Raw genomic sequence first — 20,810 nt, 5'->3', positions numbered from 1 at the left:
GGCTAACCTACCAAGCACTTGCTTTGTTGCTCGGGCGACGAAGTCGCTGTGGAGGCTCGCGAAGCGGCGCGAGGAGCCCGGCAATAACGCCCGCCCGCGAAGCGCAAGCGGAGCCGGGCCATCGAGGGAGAGGGGAGCCGATGACGACCGACACCGTGCCCGCGGTGCTGGAGCGGACGGCGCGGCAACTCCCCGACCACGACGCGCTGATCTCCCCTGATCGCCGGTTCACGTTCTCACAGCTGCGCGACGAGGTGCGCCGCGCTGCCGCCGCGATGATTGCGTTGGGAGTTGACCCCGGCGACCGCGTTGCGGTTTGGTCGCCGAACACCTGGCACTGGGTGGTCGCTTGCCTTGCCGTGCATCACGCCGGCGCCGTCCTCGTTCCGCTGAACACCCGCTACACCGCCGATGAGGCCACCGACATCTTGAGCCGGACGGGTGCACCGCTGTTGATCGCCATGGGCCGATTCCTGGGCAACGACCGAATCCCCGAGTTGCCCGCTGATGCGCTGCCCGACCTGCGGCACATCGTGCGAGTGCCCGTCGAAGCCGACGACGAGAAGTTCATTGACGTCAGGCACATCGAGGTGCTCAGTTGGTCGGATTTCATCGACGGCGGCCGAGCGATCGGCCTGGACGCTGTCGACGCGAGTGCTGCCGCCGTCCGCGGCGACGACGTTAGCGACATCCTTTTCACCTCGGGCACGACCGGTCGCAGCAAGGGAGTGCTCAGCGCTCACCGCCAATCGATTTCGGCGCCCGCAGCGTGGGCGGCGTGCGGCCAACTCACCAGTGCGGACCGCTACCTGTGCATCAACCCGTTCTTCCACAACTTCGGTTACAAGGCCGGCATCCTCGCCTGCCTGCAGATGGGCGCCACTCTGATTCCGCTTCTCACGTTCGATCCCGAACGGGCCATGCAGACGGTGCAGGAGCAGCGCATCACCGTGCTGCCCGGTCCACCGACCATCTACCAGACGCTGTTAGACCACCCCAAGCGCGCTGACTACGACCTGTCATCGCTGCGCTTCGCGGTGACGGGCGCGGCCGTCGTCCCCGTCGTGCTGATCGAGAGGATGCAGTCCGAACTCGACTTCGACATCGTGCTCACCGCCTACGGTTTGACGGAGGCCACCGGCTTCGGCACGATGTGCCGCCCCGACGACGACGCCGTCACCGTCGCGACCACATGCGGTCGCCCGATCGCGGACTTCGAACTTCGCATCGACTCTCCAGACGACACCGGCGCGGGCGAGGTGCTGCTGCGCGGGCCCAACGTGATGCTGGGCTACCTCGACAACCCCGAAGCCACCTCGGCCGCAATCGATCCCGACGGATGGCTGCACACCGGCGACATCGGCAAAGTGGACGACGCAGGCAATCTGACGATCACCGACCGGCTGAAGGACATGTATATCTGCGGCGGGTTCAACGTCTATCCCGCTGAGGTCGAGCAGGTGCTGATGCGCCTTGACGGTGTGGCCGACGCCGCGGTGATCGGCGTCCCGGATGACCGGCTCGGCGAGGTCGGCAAGGCTTTCGTCGTGCGGCGGGTCGGCTCGGCCATCGACGACGACGCCGTGATCGCCTACAGCCGTGAGCATCTCGCGAACTTTAAAGTGCCGAGATCGGTGGTGTTCTGCGAATCGCTGCCGCGCAACCTGGCGGGCAAGGTGGCCAAGCCCCAACTCCGAGAGATGGCGTAATGGATCTGGATATCGACGAAGCGACTGAAGAGTTCCGGGCGGAGGTCCACGATTTCCTCGCGGCGAACAAAGCATCGTTCCCCACAAAATCGTACGACTGCGCCGAGGGTTTCGAGCAACACCGGGTCTGGGACAAAGTGCTGTTCGATGCCGGTCTGTCGGTGATCACCTGGCCGGAGCGCTACGGCGGCCGCGACGCCACGCTGCTGCAGTGGGTGGTGTTCGAGGAGGAGTATTTCCGCGCCGGCGCGCCGGGACGGGCCAGCGCCAACGGGACCTCGATGCTGGCGCCGACGTTGTTCGCCCACGGCACCGAAGAGCAGCGTGATCGAGTGTTGCCGAAAATGGCCAGCGGCGAGGAGATCTGGGCGCAGGCGTGGTCGGAGCCCGAATCCGGCAGCGATCTCGCCTCGCTGCGATCGACGGCGACGAAGACCGACGGCGGCTGGCTGCTGAACGGCCAGAAGATATGGAGCTCGCGGGCGGTATTCGGCGACAAGGCCTTTGGGTTGTTTCGTTCCGATCCGGGCGCCGAACGCCATCGGGGCCTGACGTACTTCATGTTCTCGTTGCATGCCGACGGGGTCACAGTCCGGCCCATCGCGCAGCTCGGCGGTGATACGGGTTTCGGCGAGATCTTCCTCGACGACGTGTTCGTTGCCGATGACGACGTGATCGGGCGGCCCCACCAAGGGTGGCGCGCCGCGATGAGCACGTCGAGCAACGAGCGCGGAATGTCGCTGCGCAGCCCGGCTCGCTTTCTCGCACCCGCCGAACGTCTTGTGGCGCAGTGGAAGCACAATCCCGATCAGGTGTTCACCGATCGGGTCGCCGATGCGTGGATCAAGGCGCAGGCCTACCGGTTGCACACGTTCGGGACCGTGACCCGTCTGGCGAACGGCGGTGAGCTGGGGGCCGAATCGTCAGTGACCAAGGTCTTCTGGTCCGACCTCGACGTCGCCATCCACCAGACCGCACTCGACATGCGCGGCGCTGACGGCGAACTGGTCGACGACTCCGGACGCGAGGAGGAGAACTACAACTGGAATGACGGTCTGCTGTTTGCGCTTGGTGGGCCGATTTATGCGGGCACCAACGAGATTCAGCGCAATATCATCGCCGAACGGCTGCTGGGCCTGCCGCGGGAGAAGGCGAAATGAACTTCGAGTTAGACGAGCAGCAAAACGATTTCGCGGCCAGCATCGACGCGGCACTGGCCTCCGCCGATCTGCCGGGTGCTGTGCGAGCGTGGGCTGCCGGCGACACCGCGCCCGGTCGCAAAGTGTGGGCGCAGCTTGCAGACCTCGGGGTCACAGCGCTGGCGGTGCCCGAGAAGTTCGACGGGATCGGCGCGCACCCTGTCGACCTGGTCGTCGCCGTTGAGCAACTCGGCCGGTGGTGTGTGCCGGGACCGGTCGCCGAATCCATCGCCGTCGCACCCGTTCTGCTTGCCGACGACGATCGCGCGGCCGCGTTGGCATCCGGCGAGCTGATCGCCACAGTCGCCATGCCGCCGCAGGTGCCGCGTGCCGTCGACGCCCACTCGGCGGGGCTCGTCCTCGTTGCCGTCGACGGACAAGTCCGCAACGCCGAGGCCGGCACCGCGCACGAGTCGGTCGACCCGAGCCGAAAGCTGTTCGACGTCACCGCATCCGGCGACCCGCAGGCGGCAGATGTCGAGCGGGCCTACGAGTTCGGTGTGCTCGCCACCGCGGCACAGTTGCTCGGTGCGGGCCGGGCCATGCTGGAGTCCTCCGTCGAGTACGCCAAACAGCGGACGCAATTCGGCAGGGCGATCGGCTCCTATCAAGCGATCAAACACAAGCTGGCTGATGTGCACATCGCCCTCGAGCTGGCCCGGCCACTCGTTTACGGCGCTGCGTTGTCGCTCGCCGCGGGTTCGCCGGAGTCCGCGCGCGACACCAGTGCGGCCAAGGTGGCCGCGGCCGAGGCGGCGACGCTGTCCGCACGCAACTCGTTGCAGACCCACGGCGCGATCGGGTTCACTTCCGAACACGACCTCTCCCTGTGGCTGCTTCGCGTTCAGGCGTTGCGTTCGGCGTGGGGGGATCCGGCCACGCATCGCCGGCGAGTCCTGGAGGCATTGTGACCGAAGAACGGGATCTACTGCGCGCGACGGTACGTGACCTCGTCACCAAACACGCCACGCCAGAAGCTGTGCGTCGCGCAATCGAGTCTGAGCACGGCTATGACGAGTCGCTGTGGAAACTGCTGTGCGAACAGGTTGGCGCCGCCGCGCTGGTGGTGCCCGAGGATCTAGGCGGAGCTGGCGGTGAACTCGCCGATGCTGCAACGGTTTTGCAGGAGCTTGGCCGTGCGCTGGTTCCCACTCCGCTGCTCGGCACCATCCTCGCCGAGCTCGCCCTGCTGGCGGCTGACGACGTCGACGCCGACACCATCGCAGGGTTGGCCGAAGGCACCGCGATCGGCGCGGTCGTGCTGGATCCCCACTACGTCGTCAACGGGGACATCGCCGACGTCATCGTGGCCGTCGATGAGCGCTCGCGCGAAGAGCATCAGACGCGCGACGGTCAACTCACGCGGTGGACGTCGGTCACGGCGGAACGCGTCGACACGATGGACACGACGAGGCGGCTGGCGAGGCTGACGGCCGAGGCGGCCACGCCGCTGGGCGCGGATCCCGGCATCGCTGACCTCGCGGCGGTCCTGTTGGCCGCAGAGCAGATCGGCGCTGCTGAGCGTTGCCTGGAGCTGACGGTGGACTACACCAAGCAGCGGGTCCAGTTCGGCCGACCGATCGGCAGTTTCCAGGCCCTCAAACACCGGATGGCGGACCTCTACGTGAAGGTCTCCGCGGCGAGGGCTCTGGTCGACGACGCAGTCGCCGATCCGGGACCGACCTCCTCCGCTCTGGCCAGGGTGGCGGCCACCGAAGCGTTCGTCGCGGTGGCTTCCGAAGCCATCCAGATGCACGGCGGAATCGCCATCACCTGGGAACACGACATCCAGCTGTACTTCAAGCGCGCGCACGGCAGCGCCCAACTACTCGGCCCGGCCAGGGACTACCTCGCGCGGCTCGAGAGCGAAGTGCTGAACTAGAGGCGTGACCAATCGGGTGGCTCTGCGTGCGGGGGTGCCGCCGTTTTATGTGATGGACGTGTGGCTGGCCGCCGCCGAACGCCAACGCACACACGGTGACCTCGTCAATCTGTCCGCGGGCCAGCCGAGTGTCGGAGCCCCTGGCCCTGTGCGAGCCGCCGCGAAGGCGGCTCTGGACAACGCCACGCTGGGTTACACAGTCGCGCTCGGCATCCCAGAGCTCCGCGAGGCGATTGCACGCGACTACATGAACCGTTACGGCATTGCAGTCGACGCAGATGATGTAGTGGCGACGACCGGCTCGTCGGGGGGCTTCCTGCTTGCGTTCCTTGCTTGCTTCGACGTCGGAGACCGGGTGGTGGTGACCAGCCCGGGATATCCGTGTTATCGAAACATTCTGTCGGCCTTGGGATGTGAGGTCGTCGACCTGGAATGCGGACCGGAGACCCGGTTTCAGCCCACTGCGGAAATGCTTGCCGCAGTCGATCCGCCGGTACGCGGTGTCGTCGTCGCCAGCCCCGCCAACCCCACCGGAACGGTGATCCCTCCCGAGGAACTCGCGGCGATCGCGACGTGGTGTGCCGACTCCGATGTCCAACTGGTCAGCGACGAGGTGTACCACGGGCTCGTCTATGCGGGGGCGCCCCCCACCAGCTGCGCGTGGGAGACCTCACGAGATGCCTTGGTGGTCAACAGCTTTTCAAAGTACTACGCGATGACGGGGTGGCGGCTCGGCTGGCTGCTGGTACCGCCGGGGTTACGCCGCGCAGTCGACCGTTTGACCGGCAACTTCACGATCTGTCCTCCGGCTCTGGCGCAATACGCTGCGGTGCAGGCATTTACACAAGTCTCCGTCGCCGAGGCCGACGGTCATCTGCAACACTATGCGGCCAACCGAGAGCTTCTGCTCAACGGGCTACGCGCGATCGGCCTTGACCGGATCGCGCCCACCGATGGTGCGTTCTACGCCTATACCGACGTGTCCGAGTTCACCACAGACTCGCTCGCGTTCTGCTCTAAGTTGCTGGCGGACACTGGTGTGGCGATTGCGCCCGGGATCGACTTCGACACTGCGCGCGGCGGATCGTTCGTCCGCTTGTCGTTCGCGGGCCCCACCGAGGACATCGAAGAAGCGCTGCGCCGGATGGGCTCTTGGCTGCGCGGCTAGCTACCGCTCGGGACTGACCGTGCGCTGCGCCGACTCTGCGCCGGTGTCCGACGTCAACGACGCTATCGGTGTCAGCTCGGCATGCACCGTACGTCCGAACTTTGACCGGAAGACGCGGTGTGCCAACGGCACCAATACTCCGTGCAGGAGCGGGTACTTGCGTCGGAGCAATCGCGCGGCCGCGCGAGATTCGTCTTCGCCCAACAAGCGCACACGGCCCGCTTGCTCCGCACCGGTCGGTTTGCCTGACGTGGTTGATGGCCCGAACTCGACATTCGGATTCCGTTGCAGCCGAAGCACTTTGATTGCCCGCTCGAAGCTTCGAAAGTAGGCGCGATCGCCGTCGACGACAATGCTGACCGGACTGCTACCCGCAGTTCCGTCCTTCCGGAACGTGGTGAGGTTGATCGTCTTCTGCCGGACGTATGCGGCCAGGATCGGGTCGGTCGCTACAGTGACGGCGCCCAGGACGTAATCGAGTTGCTGCAACCGCAGCACGAACGCCGCGATCAAGGCCACCGACATCGCGCCGAGTAACCAGGCTTGCGCGGCCGATCCGCCGAGATCGAGGTCCATGACGTGGTTCACCGTGTGCACGGTGTTCGCCACGATGAATCCCGCGAGCGCCGTCGCCAATGCATCCGACCAGATCAGCGCGAGTAGCAAGGTGACACCCAGACCCAGCTGGAACGCGCCGGCGTCATGCAGAAAATGCTCGTGCCTGGGAAACCCGACGAAATCGGCAAAGGAGCCAGGGGCGATCAGACACCACATCCCTATCGCGCACGTGATCGCCCCTATCAGGAGCGTCACCATGACCAGGTATATCCGTGCCGGTGTATGTAAGCGGTTCATTACGCCGTCCTCAGAATCGTCACTGTGTCGTCGATTGGTAGACGAGATTCCGTGCCGATGTGTGACGGACGCTCGCTCCCGACGGGGCTAGAGCCAGGTGTCCCGGGTGGTGGCGGTGAGGAACGCCTCGAGGTCGTCGCGCCATTGCGCCGGGGTGTTCTTGTCCGGCTCGATGCCTGTGTACTCGCCGCGGTAGAACAGCAATGGCCTTGGCTTGCGTTTCGGCACCTCTGACAGCGAGGCGACGGCGCCGAACACCACGAGGTGGTCGCCGCCATCGTGTACCGACGCGACCGTGCAGTCGATGTGTGCAAGCGACCTATCGATGATCGGAGAGCCCAGCGGTGAGGGATTCCAATCGATTCCCGCGAACTTGTCCGGCTCTTTGGAACCGAAACGCGCGCAGACGTCCTTCTGCTTCTCGTGCAGGACGTTGACGCAGAACCGACCCGACGCCTCGATTGCCTTCCACGATCGCGACGCCTTCGTGGGACAGAACAACACCAGGGGCGGTTCGAGAGACAGTGCGGCGAACGACTGGCACGCGAACCCGATCGGGACGTCGTGGTGCACCGTTGTGATGATCGTGATGCCCGTGCAGAACTGGCCAAGCACATGGCGGAACGTGCGCGGGTCGAGAGGCTGGCCGGTGGTCATATTCTCTTCGCCCGAGCGCTCATCGGTCTTTTCTCTTCGCGCGAGCGCTCATCGGCGTCACGACTTCTGGAAGCCGATGCTGAAGTCGTGGCCCCACAGGCTGACGGCCGTGCTCTCCCTGGCGATCCAGTCGTCGTCAGCGACTTTGCGTCCCTCGCAACCGAACTCGATGTCGAATCCGCCGGGCGTCTTCATGTAGAACGACAGCATCAGGTCGTTGACATGGCGGCCGAGGGTCGCCGACATCGGTACCTTGCGGCGCAGTGCGCGATCCAGACACAGTCCGACGTCATCGCTGCTCTCCACCTCGACCATCAGATGCACGATGCCGCTGGGGGTTTCGCCCGGCATGAAGGCGAGGCTGTGATGACGGGGGTTGACGCCGAAGAAACGCAGCCACGCCGGTGAGCCGTCGGCGGGCCTGCCGACCAGCTGCGGGGGCAGCCGCATCGAATCGCGGAGCGCAAATCCCAGCACATCCCGGTAGAAATGAAGCGATTCCACGTCGTCACGGGTGGTCAGCACCACGTGGCCGAGACCCTGCTCTTCGGTGACGAATCTGTGCCCGTACGGGCTGACCACGCGACGGTGTTCAAGTGCCGCACCATGAAACACCTCGAGGCAGTTGCCCGACGGATCCTGAAAGCGGATCATCTCGTCGACCCGGCGGTCCGCGAGTTCGGCGGCCGTGGCCTCTTTGTACGGCGTGCCCTCGACGTCGAGCCGGTTCCGGATGTCCTGCAGCCCTTCAGCGTTCGCGGTCTCCCAGCCGGATTCCAGGAGTCGGTCAGAACTGCCCGGCACAATCACCAGCCGCGCAGGGAAATCGTCCATCCGCAGGTAAAGGGCGCCTTCAGTCAGGCCACTCCCCTCGACCATGCCCAGCACCTTCAAGCCGTATTCACGCCAGGCGGCCATTTCAGTCGCCTCGATGCGCAGGTACCCCAGCGAACGAATGCTCACGATGCACCCCCTAGAAAATCGATGGTCAGCTTGTTGAATTCGTCGAATTTCTCCAGCTGCGCCCAGTGGCCGCACTGCCCGAACACGTGCAGCTGCACCCGCTGAATCTGCTTGAGCGCCACCAGCGCCCCGTCGAGCGGGTTGACCCTGTCTTCGCGGCCCCAGATCAACAGCACCGGCTGCCGCAGCTTGTACGCCTCACGCCACATCATGCCGAGCTCGAAATCCGCACCGGCGAACGACTTTCCCATCGCCTTGGCCGCGGCAAGAGACTCCGGCTGGCTGGCGATCGCGAACCGCTCGTCGATCAGCCCGTCGGTGACGAGCTTCTGGTCGTAGACCATGATGCGCAGGAACTTCTCCATGTTCTCGCGCGTGGGTTCGATGGTGAACTTGCTGAGCAGCTTGACACCCTCGGTGGGGTCGGGAGCGAACAGGTTCACACTCAGCCCGCCGGGGCCCATCAGCACGAGCCGGCCCGCACGCTTGGGATTGTCCAGCGCGAACCGCACGGCGGTGCCGCCGCCGAGCGAGTTGCCGATCAGCGGCGCACGCTCGATCCCGAGGTGGTCGAACAGGTTGAGCAAAGCCGTTGCACTGTAACGGTTGTACTGCTCGTGCTCGGTGTGCTTGTCGGAGTGGCCGTAGCCAGGCTGGTCGACGGCGAGCACATGGAAGTGCTGGGCGAGCACTCCGATGTTTCGGCCGAAGTTCGACCAACTCGACGCGCCGGGTCCGCCACCGTGCAGCAGCACGATCGTCTGGTCATTGCCCACGCCTCCCTCGTGGTAGTGCAGGCGCATGTCGTCGCGCACCTGTGCATACCGCGAGGTGGATTCGAACGTGATCTCTTGCTGCTGTGCAGCCTCGGCAGCGAAGGAGGTCATCAGACCATCGTGTCCTGGGGTGGCAGTCCGAACTCGTGGTTCCCGAAGATCAAGTAAGCACGTTCGGGATCGTTGGCGGCATGCACGCGTCCGGCATGCGCGTCTCGCCAGAACCGCTGAATCGGAGCACTATTCGCCAGCGCAGTCGCGCCGGAGGCCTCGAAGAGCCGGTCGATCGAGGCAATCGCTCGTCCGGTGGCGCGCACCTGGTCGCGGCGGGCGCGGGCGCGCAGGTCGAATGGTATCTCCTGGTCGTTGGACAGCAACGCGTACTCGTCGCTGACGTTGCCGATCAACTGGCGCCACGCCGCGTCGATGTCACTAGCCGCCTCGGCGATGCGCACCTTCGCGAACGGGTCATCCTTGGCCTTCTCGCCGGCGAACGCGGCGCGGACGCGCTGGCCCTGATGCTCGACGTGCGATTCGTAAGCGCCATAAGCCATTCCAACGATGGGTGCCGAGATCGTCGTGGGATGAACCGTGCCCCAAGGCATTTTGTACACCGGCGCGGTGTTGGTCTGCAGTCCGCCCGCGGTGCGGTCGTTCATCGACTTGTAGGACAGGAAGCGGTGCCGCGGCACGAAGACGTCCTTCACGACGAGCGTGTTGGACCCGGTGCCCTTCAGGCCGACCACATGCCATACGTCGTCGATGTTGTATTCGGTCCGCGGAATCAAGAAGCTGCCGAAGTCCACCGGCTTGCCGTCTTTGATCACTGGGCCGCCGACAAACGTCCACGTCGCGTGATCGCACCCCGACGACCAATTCCACGACCCATTGACGATGTAGCCGCTGTCGACCACCGTTCCCGCGCCCATCGGCGCGTAGGACGACGAGATTCGGACATTGCTGTCATCGCCCCACACCTCCTCCTGAGCCTGCTGATCGAACAGTGCGAGGTGCCAGTTGTGCACGCCGACGATCGAGCTGACCCAGCCGGTGGATCCGCACGCGCTCGCGAGACGCCGAGTGGCCTCGTAGAACAGCGCCGGGTCGCACTGCATGCCGCCCCACTGCTCGGGCTGCAGCAACCGGAAGAAGCCGATCTCCTGAAGCTCGCTGACCGTCGCGTCGGGCAACCGGCGCAGGTCCTCGGTCTCCTGGGCGCGCTGGCGCAGCTTCGGTAGCAGTTCATCGACGGCCGTTAGGACCGACTGGGCGTCACGTTGTTGAATGGACGTCACTGGTATTCCTCCAGAAGATGCGGGCTTAGACGCAAGATTAGAACACGTTACGATTTTAGTCGAGCACCGTGGTCCTGCAGCCTCTAGACCTGCGCAAGCACTTTTCTGTAACATGTTCTAGTTCTGGTAGGAAGGGGGATCGTGACCGACGAGCCGCTGGGCAGCCATGTGCTGGAGCTTCAGGTGGCCGACGTCGTCGCCGAGACCGACGACGCGCGCTCGCTTGTGTTCAAGGTTCCCGACGGCGCCAGTATCCCGCCGCAGCGGTTGAAGTACGCGCCGGGCCAATTCCTGACGTTGCGCGTCCCCAGCGACCGGACCGGTTCCGTGGCGCGCTGCTACTCGCTGTGCACCTCGCCGTTCACCGATGACGCGATGGCCGTCACCGTCAAACGCACCGATGGCGGCTACGCGTCCAACTGGCTCTGCGATCACGCACATCCTGGCATGAAGCTGCACGTGCTCGCGCCGTCGGGCACGTTCGTCCCCAAGAATCTGGACGCCGACTTCCTTCTGGTGGCCGCGGGCAGCGGCATCACTCCGATAATGGCGATTTGCAAGTCGGCCCTCACCGAGGGCGGCGGCAGGATCGTCATGGTCTACGCCAACCGCGACGAGAAGTCCGTGATCTTCGGTGGCACCCTGCGAGAACTGGCGGAGAAATACCCGGACAGGCTGACGATCGTGCACTGGCTTGAGTCTGTCCAGGGTCTGCCCGCCGATGCCGGCCTGGCCGCCCTGATGGCGCCGTATTCGTCGCACGATGCCTATGTTTGCGGGCCAGGGCCGTTCATGGATGCCGCCGAGACCGCACTCGGCTCGATCGGCGTGCCGAGGGAACGCCTGCACATCGAGGTGTTCCGGTCGCTGGACTCCGATCCGTTCGCCGCGGTCGTCATCGAAGAGGACGACGAACCGCCGGCGACGGCGATCGTCACGCTCGACGGCGACACTCGCGAGGTCACGTGGCCTCGCAACGCCAAGCTGCTCGACGTGTTGCTGGAGAAGGGCCTGGACGCGCCGTTCTCCTGCCGCGAAGGACACTGCGGAGCGTGCGCGGTGATGAAGCGCAGCGGTGACGTCACGATGGAAGTCAACGACGTGCTCGAGCAGTCCGATCTCGACGAGGGCCTGATTCTGGGCTGCCAGGCCCGGCCGCTGTCGGATTCGGTGGAAGTCACTTACGACGAGTAGCGCGCGGATAGCATTTTCTGCGGACGCGAGGAGCAAACATTCTTCTGCGGACGCGAGGAGCAAACGTTCTTCAGCGGACGCGAGGAGCAACATTCGTCAGCGGGTGCGAGGGAGGGCTGCATGAAGCGGTTGGCGATGGTTCTGGCGTCTGGGCTGAGCGTTGCCGGGCTATGCATACCTGCGAGCGCGTCGGCTGCGTCCGACAATCGCGACACGTCGTTCCCGCTGCCCGACGGCACGAATCTGGAAGTGCACGTCACCGCCAATTGTCCGTTGGCTGACAAGCAGTGCTACTTCACGGTCGCCGCCAACCGGCGCGACGGCGCCGACGTCGTCGGCTTCCCCGGTGACCTGTGGGCGCGTCAAACCACGACGCTTCGCTCGTCGAACCGGAGCAACAACCTCGAGACGCAGGTGGTTGCCAACAACACCCGCCAGTACAAGGAATTGGGCAGGCGCGAGATCACCACGATCTACTTCGGCGGCGGAGGACCTGAGCGCTACGAGATCCACGGCCAGACCCAACCCACCGACTGGGGAACCGGCCAGCCGCAGCTCACCGCTGACTACATCGTGTGTGCCGAGATCCAGGTGGTGTACTCCGGGGTCAATATCACCTCGCCGAGCACCTGCGCCCAGACGAAGTTCAGCTGACCCCCTCCCCGAGACTGCTGGGAGATCGCGATTCCGCGTGAATTTGCGATCTCCCAGCAGTCTCGGCGTTAGCGCGGTAGGCCCAGCAGCCGTTCGCCGGCCATCGTGAGCAGAATCTGCTCGGTACCGCCGGCGATCGTCAGGCAGCGCGTGTTCATGAAGTCGAAGACCATCTTGTTGACGACCATTCCCGCGCCCTCGGAGACGTCCATTCTGAATTCGGACAGGTTCTGCCGGTAGCGCACCCCGATCAGCTTGCGGGCGCTTGCCTGCGGCCCGGGGTCAGCGCCGCCGACAGCCAGCTGCGCGATGCGTTGATCCAGAAGTGAACCCACCTGGGCGGTCACGATCAGCTCACCGAGCCGGTCCTGATCGGCCGCGTCGAGGTTGCCCTTGGCCACCGCGGTGAGCATCTCCTCCATCGGATTGCCCAGCGCCGTGCCGTGTGCCATCGCGACGCGTTCGTTGGCCAGCGTGGTGCGGGCCAGCCGCCAGCCGTCGTTGACCTGGCCGACGACCATCTCGTCGGGCACGAACACGTCGTCGAAGAACACCTCGTTGAAAAGGTTGTCGCCAGTGATCTCGCGCAACGGCCGGATAGTTATGCCCGGCGACTTCATGTCGACGAGGAAATAGGTGATGCCTTTGTGCTTGGGTGCGTCGGCATCGGTGCGCGCGAGGCAGACGCCCCACTTGGCCTTGTGCGCAGCCGACGTCCACACCTTCTGCCCGGTAAGCCGCCAACCCGTCTTATTGCTCCTCGCGTCCGCACCCTCCCCCCGCACAGCTTTCGTCCTCAATGACGCGAGGTCGGAGCCCGCTCCCGGCTCGCTGAACAGCTGGCACCAGATGAAGTCGCCGCGAAGTGTGCCAGGCACGAACTGCTCGATCTGAGCTTGGCTGCCGTGCTCGAGAATCGTGGGCGCCGCCCACCAGCCGATGACGAGGTCCGGCCGTTCGACGCCAGCCGCCGCCATCTCCCGGTCGATGAGAAGCTGCTCGGCCGGGGAGGCTTCGCGCCCATAGGGTTTCGGCCAGTGGGGCGCCAGCAAGCCAGCCTCGGCGAGTGCGACCTGACGCTGTTCAGCAGGCTGCGCGGCAACGGCGGCAACAGCCTTCGAGATCTCGGGCCGCAGGTGCTCGACCGACGCCAGATCGATGTCCAGCTGACGCCGCACACCATCACGAGTGAGCGCGGCGACGCGCCTCAACCAACGGGATCTCCCGCCGAGAGACTGCGAAATGCCATATGCGCGACGCAAATACAGATGTGCGTCGTGTTCCCACGTGATGCCGATGCCGCCGAGTACCTGAATGCAGTCCTTCGCGTTGGCGATTGCCGCGCCGATGCCCGCCGCAGCGGCCACGGCAGCGGCGATCGAGAGCTGACGGTCGTCGGTGCCGTCGGCGGCCGCAAGCGCCGCGTCGGCCGCCGCGACCGAGGCCTGCTCGCAGCGCAACAGCATCTCCGCGCACATGTGCTTGATGGCCTGGAAGCTGCCGATCGGCTTGCCGAACTGCTCGCGCACCTTCGCGTACTCCGTGGCCGTCTGGAGCATCCACCGGGCCAATCCCGCGGCTTCCGCGGCAAGCACTGTGGCAGTGAGATTTTCGGCACGCTCTGATGAAACCTGCAACACCTCGGCCGGAGCCGAATCCAACACCACCTTTGCCAGCGGGCGGGAGAAATCGGTAGGCGTCAGTGCCTCGACGGCCGCGCCCTCGCCAGCCGTGTCGATCAGCAGGCACTGACCGTCGGCATGCGCGATCACGTACTCGCCGGGTTTGCCACCCAGTACCAGAGGCAGGGTCCCGCTCACGCGTCCCGATTCGAAGCTCAGGTCGCCGTCGACCGCCACGCCGGCGGTGCGCTGGCCCGACATGAGTTCGCCCAGCTGCCTTTCGTGGCGGTCGTCAAGGACGAGCGTGGCCAACGCCGTCGTCGCAACGGGACCGGGGATCAGGGCATAGGCGGCTTCGTCGAGCATCGCGCAGAGGTCGGCGACGCTCGCGCCGGCGCCGGACAGGGATTCGGGCACCGCCGCACCGAAGAATCCCAGTTCCGCCAGGCCGCTGAACGGCTTCTGCCACGCGTCTGCGTCGCCTTGCTCGACGGCCCGCGCTGCGCCGACCGCACCCGATCCCGGTGCCCACGACCGCACCAGTTCTCTGGCGGCGGCCTCTTGGCCTGCCGTGGTCACTGACACGATCAGCCTCCTAAGCAGTGGGAAAGACAGGTGAAGCCTACTAGAACGTGTTCTAATAGTATGAGCGCCGGTGGTCAAACCGGTACGCATCACAGCAGGACATGACTGCTGCGGGGCGCCGGGGAGGAGAGATATTTCCGGCCCGCCTGCGTATCGTTTTGGGCACGACGACGCGAGACGGGGACGAAGAGAAGGGGCGGCTCACCGCATGTCGACGCCAGCGCAGACCAGTTCTGCATCGCCGAGCGAGCCACGTCAGCCTCAGGTGCTGGCCGTGGCTGCATTGGCCGAGTCAGAACTTGGCTCGGAGGCCCAACGGGAGCGGCGCAAGCGGATCCTCGACGCCACCTTGGCTATCGCCTCTAAGGGCGGATACGAGGCAGTTCAGATGCGGGCGGTCGCCGAGCGCGCGGACGTCGCCGTCGGCACGTTGTACCGGTACTTCCCGTCGAAGGTTCATCTGCTGGTGTCTGCGCTCGGGCGAGAGTTCGAACGCATCGACGCCAAGAACGACCGCAACGCGATCGGCGCCGGCAGCCCGTATCAGCGGCTGCACCAGATGATCGGGCGGCTCAATCGGGCGATGCAACGCAATCCGTTGCTCACCGAGGCGATGACCCGGGCATTCGTGTTCGCTGACGCATCAGCCGCCGGAGAGGTCGATCACGTCGGAAAACTGATGGACAGCATGTTCGCTCGGGCGATGAGCGACGGCGAGCCCACCGAGGATCAGTACCACATCGCACGCGTCATCTCCGACGTCTGGCTGTCCAACCTGCTGGCGTGGCTCACCCGGCGCGCGTCAGCCACCGACGTCAGCAAGCGCCTCGACCTGGCGGTGCGGCTGCTGATCGGCGACGAGGAGCATCCCAAGATCTGACCGGCGTCAGCTCGGTGGCCCGGAGGTTCGACCTCGGATCAGCTCCGTCGGCAGCACCTCGTCGACGGGAAGGCCGGAGCGCGGCGGGGTGTGCAGCAATTTTCCTGCGAGACGGCCCTTCTCGAGACTCGGCTGCGCGACGGTCGACAGCCCTCGGTCCAGTGCATCGGGCACGCCGTCGAACCCCGTGACCGTCATCTGACCCGGGACGTAGATGCCCCGGGCCCGTAGGTAGTCCATCGCTGAGAGCGCCAGTACGTCGGCGGTGCACATCAGCGCCGTGATCCGCGGATTGGCCTCGAGGGCAACCTCGGCGGCCGCGCCGCCTGAGGTCGGCAGGTGCTCGTAGCTTTCCACCACGGTGAGCGAGTCGGGATCGAGTCCCGCCGCCGCCAGCGCGTCGCGGACGCCCTTCACGCGTTCGCGTTGAACATGAAAGTGCGGTGAGCGCAACCGTTCCCGGCTCGCGACGGCGGCGGCGCCGGACGTGCGTTCCCGGCCCAGGCGCATGGTGAGCAAACCAATCTTGATATGGCCAAGCCCCACAACATAATCGGCGAGTTCGCGCATCGCCGCTCGATCGTCTATACACACCCGCGACGCCCCTGGTACGTCCTTGGGTTGATCAACGACGACCACCGGCAGATGGCGTTCGAGAGCCACCTGCAGACACGGGTCATCGTCGGCGACCGAGTAGACGACGAACCCGTCGACGCCGGCGTTCAGTACCGAGTGCGAACCCTCGGCGACGCTGCGGCCTGGACCGACCGCGACAAGCAATAGGCCCTGCCCCACCGCTTCACAGGATTCCGCAAGCCCCGCAACGAAACTCACCGCAGCGGGATCACTGAAGGCGTAGTTCAGCGGCTCTGTTAGGACGAGGCCCACCGCCCCTGCCTTGCGCGTGCGCAACGAGCGGGCCACGGGATCCGGCCCCGGGTAACCCATCCGCTTCGCCGTCTGCAGCACCCGCTCTCGCAGGTCGGCGGACAACTGGTCGGGCCGGTTGTACGCATTGGAGATCGTCGTGCGGGACACGTTGAGTTCGGCCGCCAGTGAGGCCAAGGTCGCCCGGCGCCGATGCGCGGGACTCCTCCCCCTGATGTCGGCGCCACGCGCCTCCGGCGACATGTCGTTCGACGTTAGTCCATCGCCTGCGACAAACCGGTGCCGATGCGCTACATTAATGGAAACGATTTTCATTTGTGTTAAGGTGGGCGTATGCGTCGGGTTTCGTCATGGCTGGTGGCGGCGGTTCTGACTTTGGCCGCATGCGGAGCACCGGGCGCCCACAGCGACAAGATCACCGTCGTAACGTCGACAGACGTGTGGGGATCGGTGGCCACCGCAGTGGGAGGCGATCACGCGCAGGTGCGTCCGATCATCAACAACCCGGCCGAAGATCCGCACTCCTACGACGCCAGCCCTGCCGATGCCGCTGCAATCTCCGATGCCGCGCTGGTGGTCTACAACGGCGGCGAATACGACCACTTCATCGATGCGGTGCTCGCACAGCACGATGCAGTCAAGCGGGTCGACGCATTCACAGTCGGTGGCCACGCAGCGGGAACCAACCCCCACGTGTTCTTCGACCTGGCCACGGTAACGGCGGTCGCCAACGCGGTCGCCGACCAACTCGGCGCGATCGACTCGGCGCACGCCGCGGACTACCGAGACAATGCCCAGAAGTTCAACGCACAAGTGCAGGCGATCGCGGATGCCGAGCACAAGATCGCCGAAGCGCACCCCGGCGCGTCCGCGATCGCCACCGAGGATGTCGCGCAATACCTCATGACGGCAACCGGATTGACAAACAAAACTCCCGAGGGGTATTCCAAGGCGGTGGACGCCGACGCGGATCCCGCGCCTGCCGACTTGGCGGCCGTGCTGGATCTGGTGAATTCGCACGCCGTGCAGGTGCTGTTCTATAACCCGCAGACAGACACCCCCGTGGTGCACCGGATCGTCGACGCCGCCCGCGGTGCGGGGGTGCCGATAGTGGAGGTCCGCGAAACTCTGCCCGCGGGAATGGATTTTCTCAGCTGGCAACGCCAGACGGTCGACCGCTTGAACGCAGCGCTGCAAGAGGCAGGCAAGCCGTCCCCGTGAATGCGCCCGTTGTCCGGCTCAGTGACGCGAGTCTGGCATTCGGCAAGCGGATGCTTTGGGACACGCTCGATCTGACCGTGGACGCCGGCGAATTCATCGCGATCCTGGGGCCCAACGGTTCGGGTAAGACTTCACTGCTCAAGGTACTCACCGGCCAGCTGGCACTCACATCTGGTTCGGCTGACATTGCCGGACAGGCAGTTTCGTCGGGGAACGACCGAGTCGGCTACATCCCGCAGCACAGCGCGACACTCGTTCCGACGATGCGCGGCCGAGATCTGGTGGCCCTGGGTGTCGACGGCCACCGATGGGGGCTGGCGGCACGCCCGCGGGTTCGACACGAGCGCGACGTTGCCGTCGGTCGCGCCATCGAGGAAGTGGGTGCGGCCCATTACGCGCGGGCCCCACTGACGGTACTGTCCGGCGGCGAGCGGCAGCGGCTGCGGATCGCTCAGGCGCTGGCCGGGGATCCCATCCTGCTGCTGTGCGACGAGCCGCTGCTGAATCTGGATCCGGCGAGTGCACAACAGGTCTCAGAGCTCATCGACAAGCGCAGACGCGATGCATCGACCGCGGTGCTGTTCGTCACGCACGAGATCAACCCGGTGCTGCCGTTCGTTGACCGAGTGCTGTATCTGGTGGACGGCCGTTTCCGGGTTGGCACCGTCGAGGAGGTGATGACTTCGGAAAACCTGTCGCAGCTCTACCGGACCGAGGTCGACGTGGTGTGCGTGCGGGGCCAGTACGTGGTGGTGGGAAATCGCGGCTTCTGCCATGAATAACCTCCTGCACAACATGTTTGCGTTCGACGTCACCGCTGATCTGTTGCGCAGGGGGTTTGTCCAGCAGGCGCTGCTCGCGGCCGCACTGCTCGCACTGATCGCCGGGCTTATCGGCCCGTTCATCGTGATGCGGCAGATGTCCTTCGCGGTGCACGGCTCGAGTGAATTGTCCCTGACCGGCGCAGCTTTCGCTCTGCTTACGGGGTTGAACGTCGGAGTAGGGGCACTGGTGGGAAGCCTGTTCGCCGCCGTGCTCTTCGGCATCGTGGGACAGCGTGTGCGAGAACGGGATTCCGCAATCGGGGTGATCATGGCCTTCGGCCTGGGGCTCGCGGTGTTGTTCATCTACTTGTATCCAGGCCGGGCAGGAACGAGTTTCGCGTTGCTGACCGGTCAGATCGTCGGAGTGGGCTACACCGGGTTGGCCCAGCTCGTCGCGGTGTCGGTGGTCGTCGCAGTCGTGCTCACAGTCGTATACCGGCCTCTGCTCTTTGCCACGGTGGACCCAGAAGTCGCGTCGGCACGAGGTGTTCCAGTGCGCATGCTCGGCATCGTCTTCGCAGCGCTCGTTGGTCTCGTCGCCTCGCAAGGTGTACAGATCGTGGGTGCCTTGCTGGTGATGTCGCTGCTCATCACGCCCGCCGCGGCAGCCGCCCGGGTGTTCTCATCGCCGTCTGCGAACGTCGCGGCGTCGGTGATCTTCGCCGAAATCGCCGCCGTTGGCGGCATCGTCCTGTCGCTGGCGCCCGGCATCCCGATTTCGGTTTTCGTCACGGCGATCTCGTTCGCAATATTCGTGGTGTGCTGGCTGCTGGAACGTCGACGCCACCCGGTGGCGCAGGCCTAGGCTGCGTTTCGTGTCAGCGGACAATCGGTTCATCGACCTCAACGCGGACCTCGGCGAAAGCTTCGGGGTGTGGCGTCTCGGCGATGACGATGGCATGCTGCGACTGATCACCAGCGCAAACATCGCCTGCGGCTTCCATGCCGGTGATCCGGCCACACTCGCGCGCACGTGCCGCGCCGCTTCGGAGAACGACGTGCGAATCGGAGCACAGGTGAGCTACCGCGACCTCGCCGGTTTCGGGCGTCGCTACATCGACGTCACTCCCGAGGATCTGCGCGCCGACGTGATCTATCAGATCGGTGCGTTGCAGGGTCTGGCAACCGCGGCTGGGGCGGACGTCTGTTACGTGAAACCGCATGGCGCGCTGTACAACACGGTTGTCACCGACCACTCGCAGGCACGTGCCGTTGCCGAAGGGGTGCGTGCTGTCAGCCCAGAGCTGCCTGTGCTGGGACTGCAGGGGTCGGCGTTGTTCGATGCAGCGCAGGCGCTGGGGTTGCGTTGCGTTGCAGAGGCATTCGCCGACAGAGCGTACCGTCCCGACGGACAGCTCGTCTCGCGGCGTGAGCCTGGAGCGGTGATCACCGATCCCGGGACGGTTGCAGACCGGGTGGCGCGCATGGTGTCTCGCGGAGAAACGACCGCCGCCGACGGGTCGGTGATTGCCGTCGAGGTGGAATCGGTATGCGTGCATGGCGATTCACCCGGCGCGGTGGAGATTGCCACTGCGGTACGGCAACGTTTGCTCGCCGACGGAATTCAACTCAAGGCCTTCGCGTAGTCCAGTAGGAATTTCAGTCGCGCCGTGTCCGATTTGCGCGTAGCAGGGCGCGCCAGGTCGGTAATCCGGTAACGTTCCGTGTCTCATCGCCTATGGGAGACTGCCGCTGTCCCGTTCAGGTGGGCAAGGAGGAGTCGGTGGCGTTGTTCCGCGAGGATGCAGTGATCACCAAGGTGGTCCGCATCCAACTGGCCATCTTCCTGGCGCTCACGGTGGCTGCGTCATTGATTTTGGGGTGGTACTACCTGCGGCTGCCCTCGCGAGCCGGAATCGGCCAGTACACGCTGTACGCCAATTTCCCGTCGTCGGGGGGTCTCTACGACACGGCAAACGTGACCTACCGCGGCGACACGATCGGGCGGGTGACCAAGGTCGAACCGACCCCCAACGGTGCCAAAGCGACCATGAGCATCAGCGACAAGTACCACATTCCCGCGAACGCGGTGGCCAACGTGCATTCGGTGAGCGCCATCGGCGAGCAGTACGTCGATCTGGTCGCCACCGGCGACGACAAGCAGTATCTGGGCGACGGAGGGCTGGTCCGCAAGGGGACGGTGCCCGACGAGATCGGCCCGGCACTGGATGCCGCCCAGCGGGGGCTAGACGTGTTGCCCAAGGAGAAGATTGACTCGTTGTTGACCGAGGCGTCGAAGGCGGTGGGCGGACTCGGTCCGGCTCTGCAGCGGCTCGTGGACTCCACCACCGCCATCGCCAGCGACTTTCGCGACAACCTGCCGCAGATCAACGACATCATCGCAAACTCGACGCCGATCCTGGATTCCCAGGCCAACTCCCGCAGCGCCATCGAACAGTGGTCGGCGAACCTGAATTCGATCGGCACCCAGGCCGCCG

General features: G+C 65.3%; 20 protein-coding genes. 13 read left to right on the top strand and 7 right to left on the bottom strand.

Features of this window, described 5'->3' with window-relative positions; translation table 11 throughout:
- Positions 1–140: 140 nt before the first annotated feature.
- From fadD3 to QOH60_RS00995, 5 genes are read left to right on the top strand one after another with little or no spacing between them, the layout of a single operon-like run.
- Positions 141–1,709, top strand: coding sequence for a 3-((3aS,4S,7aS)-7a-methyl-1,5-dioxo-octahydro-1H-inden-4-yl)propanoate--CoA ligase FadD3 (fadD3, locus tag QOH60_RS01015; RefSeq protein ID WP_526416163.1), 1,569 nt, complete (start codon positions 141–143; stop codon positions 1,707–1,709).
- On the top strand, positions 1,709–2,869 hold the full coding sequence (locus QOH60_RS01010) for an acyl-CoA dehydrogenase family protein (protein WP_526416161.1): 1,161 nt from the start codon (positions 1,709–1,711) through the stop codon (positions 2,867–2,869). Before fadD3 ends, QOH60_RS01010 begins: the two co-directional genes overlap by 1 nt.
- Positions 2,866–3,819, top strand: a complete 954-nt coding sequence (locus QOH60_RS01005) for an acyl-CoA dehydrogenase family protein (RefSeq protein ID WP_526416159.1) — start codon at positions 2,866–2,868, stop codon at positions 3,817–3,819. The genes QOH60_RS01010 and QOH60_RS01005 overlap by 4 nt, the downstream gene beginning before the upstream one ends.
- Positions 3,816–4,790 (top strand): acyl-CoA dehydrogenase IpdE2, encoded by a 975-nt coding sequence (gene ipdE2 / locus QOH60_RS01000; RefSeq protein ID WP_526416157.1) that lies wholly within the window; start codon positions 3,816–3,818, stop codon positions 4,788–4,790. The genes QOH60_RS01005 and ipdE2 overlap by 4 nt, the downstream gene beginning before the upstream one ends.
- Positions 4,791–4,794: 4 nt before the next feature.
- Positions 4,795–5,958 carry a pyridoxal phosphate-dependent aminotransferase gene (locus QOH60_RS00995; protein WP_526416155.1) on the top strand — a complete coding sequence of 388 codons (1,164 nt, stop codon included), beginning with the start codon at positions 4,795–4,797 and terminating at the stop codon, positions 5,956–5,958.
- Here the strand turns inward: QOH60_RS00995 and QOH60_RS00990 are convergent, their stop codons facing one another.
- The 5 genes from QOH60_RS00990 to hsaA all read right to left on the bottom strand — a co-directional run bounded on the left by QOH60_RS00990 (position 5,959) and on the right by hsaA (position 10,504).
- Positions 5,959–6,813 (bottom strand): PPOX class F420-dependent oxidoreductase, encoded by an 855-nt coding sequence (locus QOH60_RS00990; RefSeq protein ID WP_526416153.1) that lies wholly within the window; start codon positions 6,811–6,813, stop codon positions 5,959–5,961.
- A gap of 87 nt (positions 6,814–6,900) precedes the next feature.
- Positions 6,901–7,470, bottom strand: coding sequence for a 3-hydroxy-9,10-secoandrosta-1,3,5(10)-triene-9,17-dione monooxygenase reductase subunit (gene hsaB / locus QOH60_RS00985; RefSeq protein ID WP_526416151.1), 570 nt, complete (start codon positions 7,468–7,470; stop codon positions 6,901–6,903).
- Between the two features lie 57 nt (positions 7,471–7,527).
- The gene (hsaC, locus tag QOH60_RS00980) at positions 7,528–8,433 is read right to left on the bottom strand and encodes an iron-dependent extradiol dioxygenase HsaC (protein ID WP_526416149.1); all 906 of its coding nucleotides are present in this window, start codon (positions 8,431–8,433) and stop codon (positions 7,528–7,530) included.
- Complete coding sequence (gene hsaD / locus QOH60_RS00975) at positions 8,430–9,320, bottom strand: 4,5:9,10-diseco-3-hydroxy-5,9,17-trioxoandrosta-1(10),2-diene-4-oate hydrolase (RefSeq protein WP_526416147.1); 891 nt, start codon at positions 9,318–9,320, stop codon at positions 8,430–8,432. The genes hsaC and hsaD overlap by 4 nt, the downstream gene beginning before the upstream one ends.
- Positions 9,320–10,504 carry a 3-hydroxy-9,10-secoandrosta-1,3,5(10)-triene-9,17-dione monooxygenase oxygenase subunit gene (gene hsaA, locus QOH60_RS00970; protein ID WP_526416145.1) on the bottom strand — a complete coding sequence of 395 codons (1,185 nt, stop codon included), beginning with the start codon at positions 10,502–10,504 and terminating at the stop codon, positions 9,320–9,322. Before hsaA ends, hsaD begins: the two co-directional genes overlap by 1 nt.
- 141 nt (positions 10,505–10,645) lie before the next feature.
- Between hsaA and QOH60_RS00965 the strand changes: the two genes are divergently transcribed.
- Both QOH60_RS00965 and QOH60_RS00960 read left to right on the top strand, forming a co-directional pair.
- Positions 10,646–11,698, top strand: a complete 1,053-nt coding sequence (locus tag QOH60_RS00965; RefSeq protein ID WP_526416143.1) for a 2Fe-2S iron-sulfur cluster-binding protein — start codon at positions 10,646–10,648, stop codon at positions 11,696–11,698.
- Between the two features lie 120 nt (positions 11,699–11,818).
- Complete coding sequence (locus tag QOH60_RS00960; protein ID WP_526416141.1) at positions 11,819–12,352, top strand: hypothetical protein; 534 nt, start codon at positions 11,819–11,821, stop codon at positions 12,350–12,352.
- A 68-nt stretch (positions 12,353–12,420) separates the two neighbouring features.
- On the opposite strand, the gene QOH60_RS00955 is transcribed toward QOH60_RS00960, so the two are convergent.
- Positions 12,421–14,559, bottom strand: coding sequence for an acyl-CoA dehydrogenase family protein (locus QOH60_RS00955; RefSeq protein WP_526416139.1), 2,139 nt, complete (start codon positions 14,557–14,559; stop codon positions 12,421–12,423).
- 274 nt (positions 14,560–14,833) lie between these two features.
- On the opposite strand from QOH60_RS00955, the gene kstR reads away from it, so the two are divergent.
- Positions 14,834–15,439, top strand: a complete 606-nt coding sequence (gene kstR, locus QOH60_RS00950) for a cholesterol catabolism transcriptional regulator KstR (RefSeq protein ID WP_526416137.1) — start codon at positions 14,834–14,836, stop codon at positions 15,437–15,439.
- A 6-nt stretch (positions 15,440–15,445) separates the two neighbouring features.
- On the opposite strand, the gene QOH60_RS00945 is transcribed toward kstR, so the two are convergent.
- A complete protein-coding gene (locus QOH60_RS00945; RefSeq protein WP_526416135.1) occupies positions 15,446–16,570 on the bottom strand; it encodes an Rv3575c family transcriptional regulator in 1,125 nt (374 codons plus the stop codon).
- A gap of 90 nt (positions 16,571–16,660) precedes the next feature.
- Here QOH60_RS00945 and QOH60_RS00940 point away from each other — a divergent pair, with 90 nt between their 5' ends.
- From QOH60_RS00940 to QOH60_RS00920, 5 genes are all read left to right on the top strand, one after another.
- Complete coding sequence (locus QOH60_RS00940) at positions 16,661–17,548, top strand: metal ABC transporter solute-binding protein, Zn/Mn family (RefSeq protein ID WP_526416133.1); 888 nt, start codon at positions 16,661–16,663, stop codon at positions 17,546–17,548.
- 50 nt (positions 17,549–17,598) lie between these two features.
- Complete coding sequence (locus tag QOH60_RS00935) at positions 17,599–18,330, top strand: metal ABC transporter ATP-binding protein (RefSeq protein WP_526416188.1); 732 nt, start codon at positions 17,599–17,601, stop codon at positions 18,328–18,330.
- Positions 18,323–19,177: a metal ABC transporter permease gene (locus QOH60_RS00930; protein ID WP_526416131.1), complete on the top strand. Its 855-nt coding sequence runs from the start codon at positions 18,323–18,325 to the stop codon at positions 19,175–19,177. Before QOH60_RS00935 ends, QOH60_RS00930 begins: the two co-directional genes overlap by 8 nt.
- A 10-nt stretch (positions 19,178–19,187) precedes the next feature.
- Complete coding sequence (locus QOH60_RS00925) at positions 19,188–19,958, top strand: LamB/YcsF family protein (protein WP_526416129.1); 771 nt, start codon at positions 19,188–19,190, stop codon at positions 19,956–19,958.
- Positions 19,959–20,119: 161 nt separating this feature from the next.
- Positions 20,120–20,810, top strand: a 691-nt coding sequence (locus tag QOH60_RS00920) for an MCE family protein (protein ID WP_526416186.1), incomplete at its 3' end; no start/stop codon positions are given.

Origin of the sequence: Mycobacterium sp. (assembly GCF_032159765.1) — a bacterium.
Taxonomy (GTDB): domain Bacteria; phylum Actinomycetota; class Actinomycetes; order Mycobacteriales; family Mycobacteriaceae; genus Mycobacterium.
The sequence above is the reverse complement of the archived record's forward strand: the minus strand, read 5'-3'. Positions and strand labels throughout refer to the sequence as shown.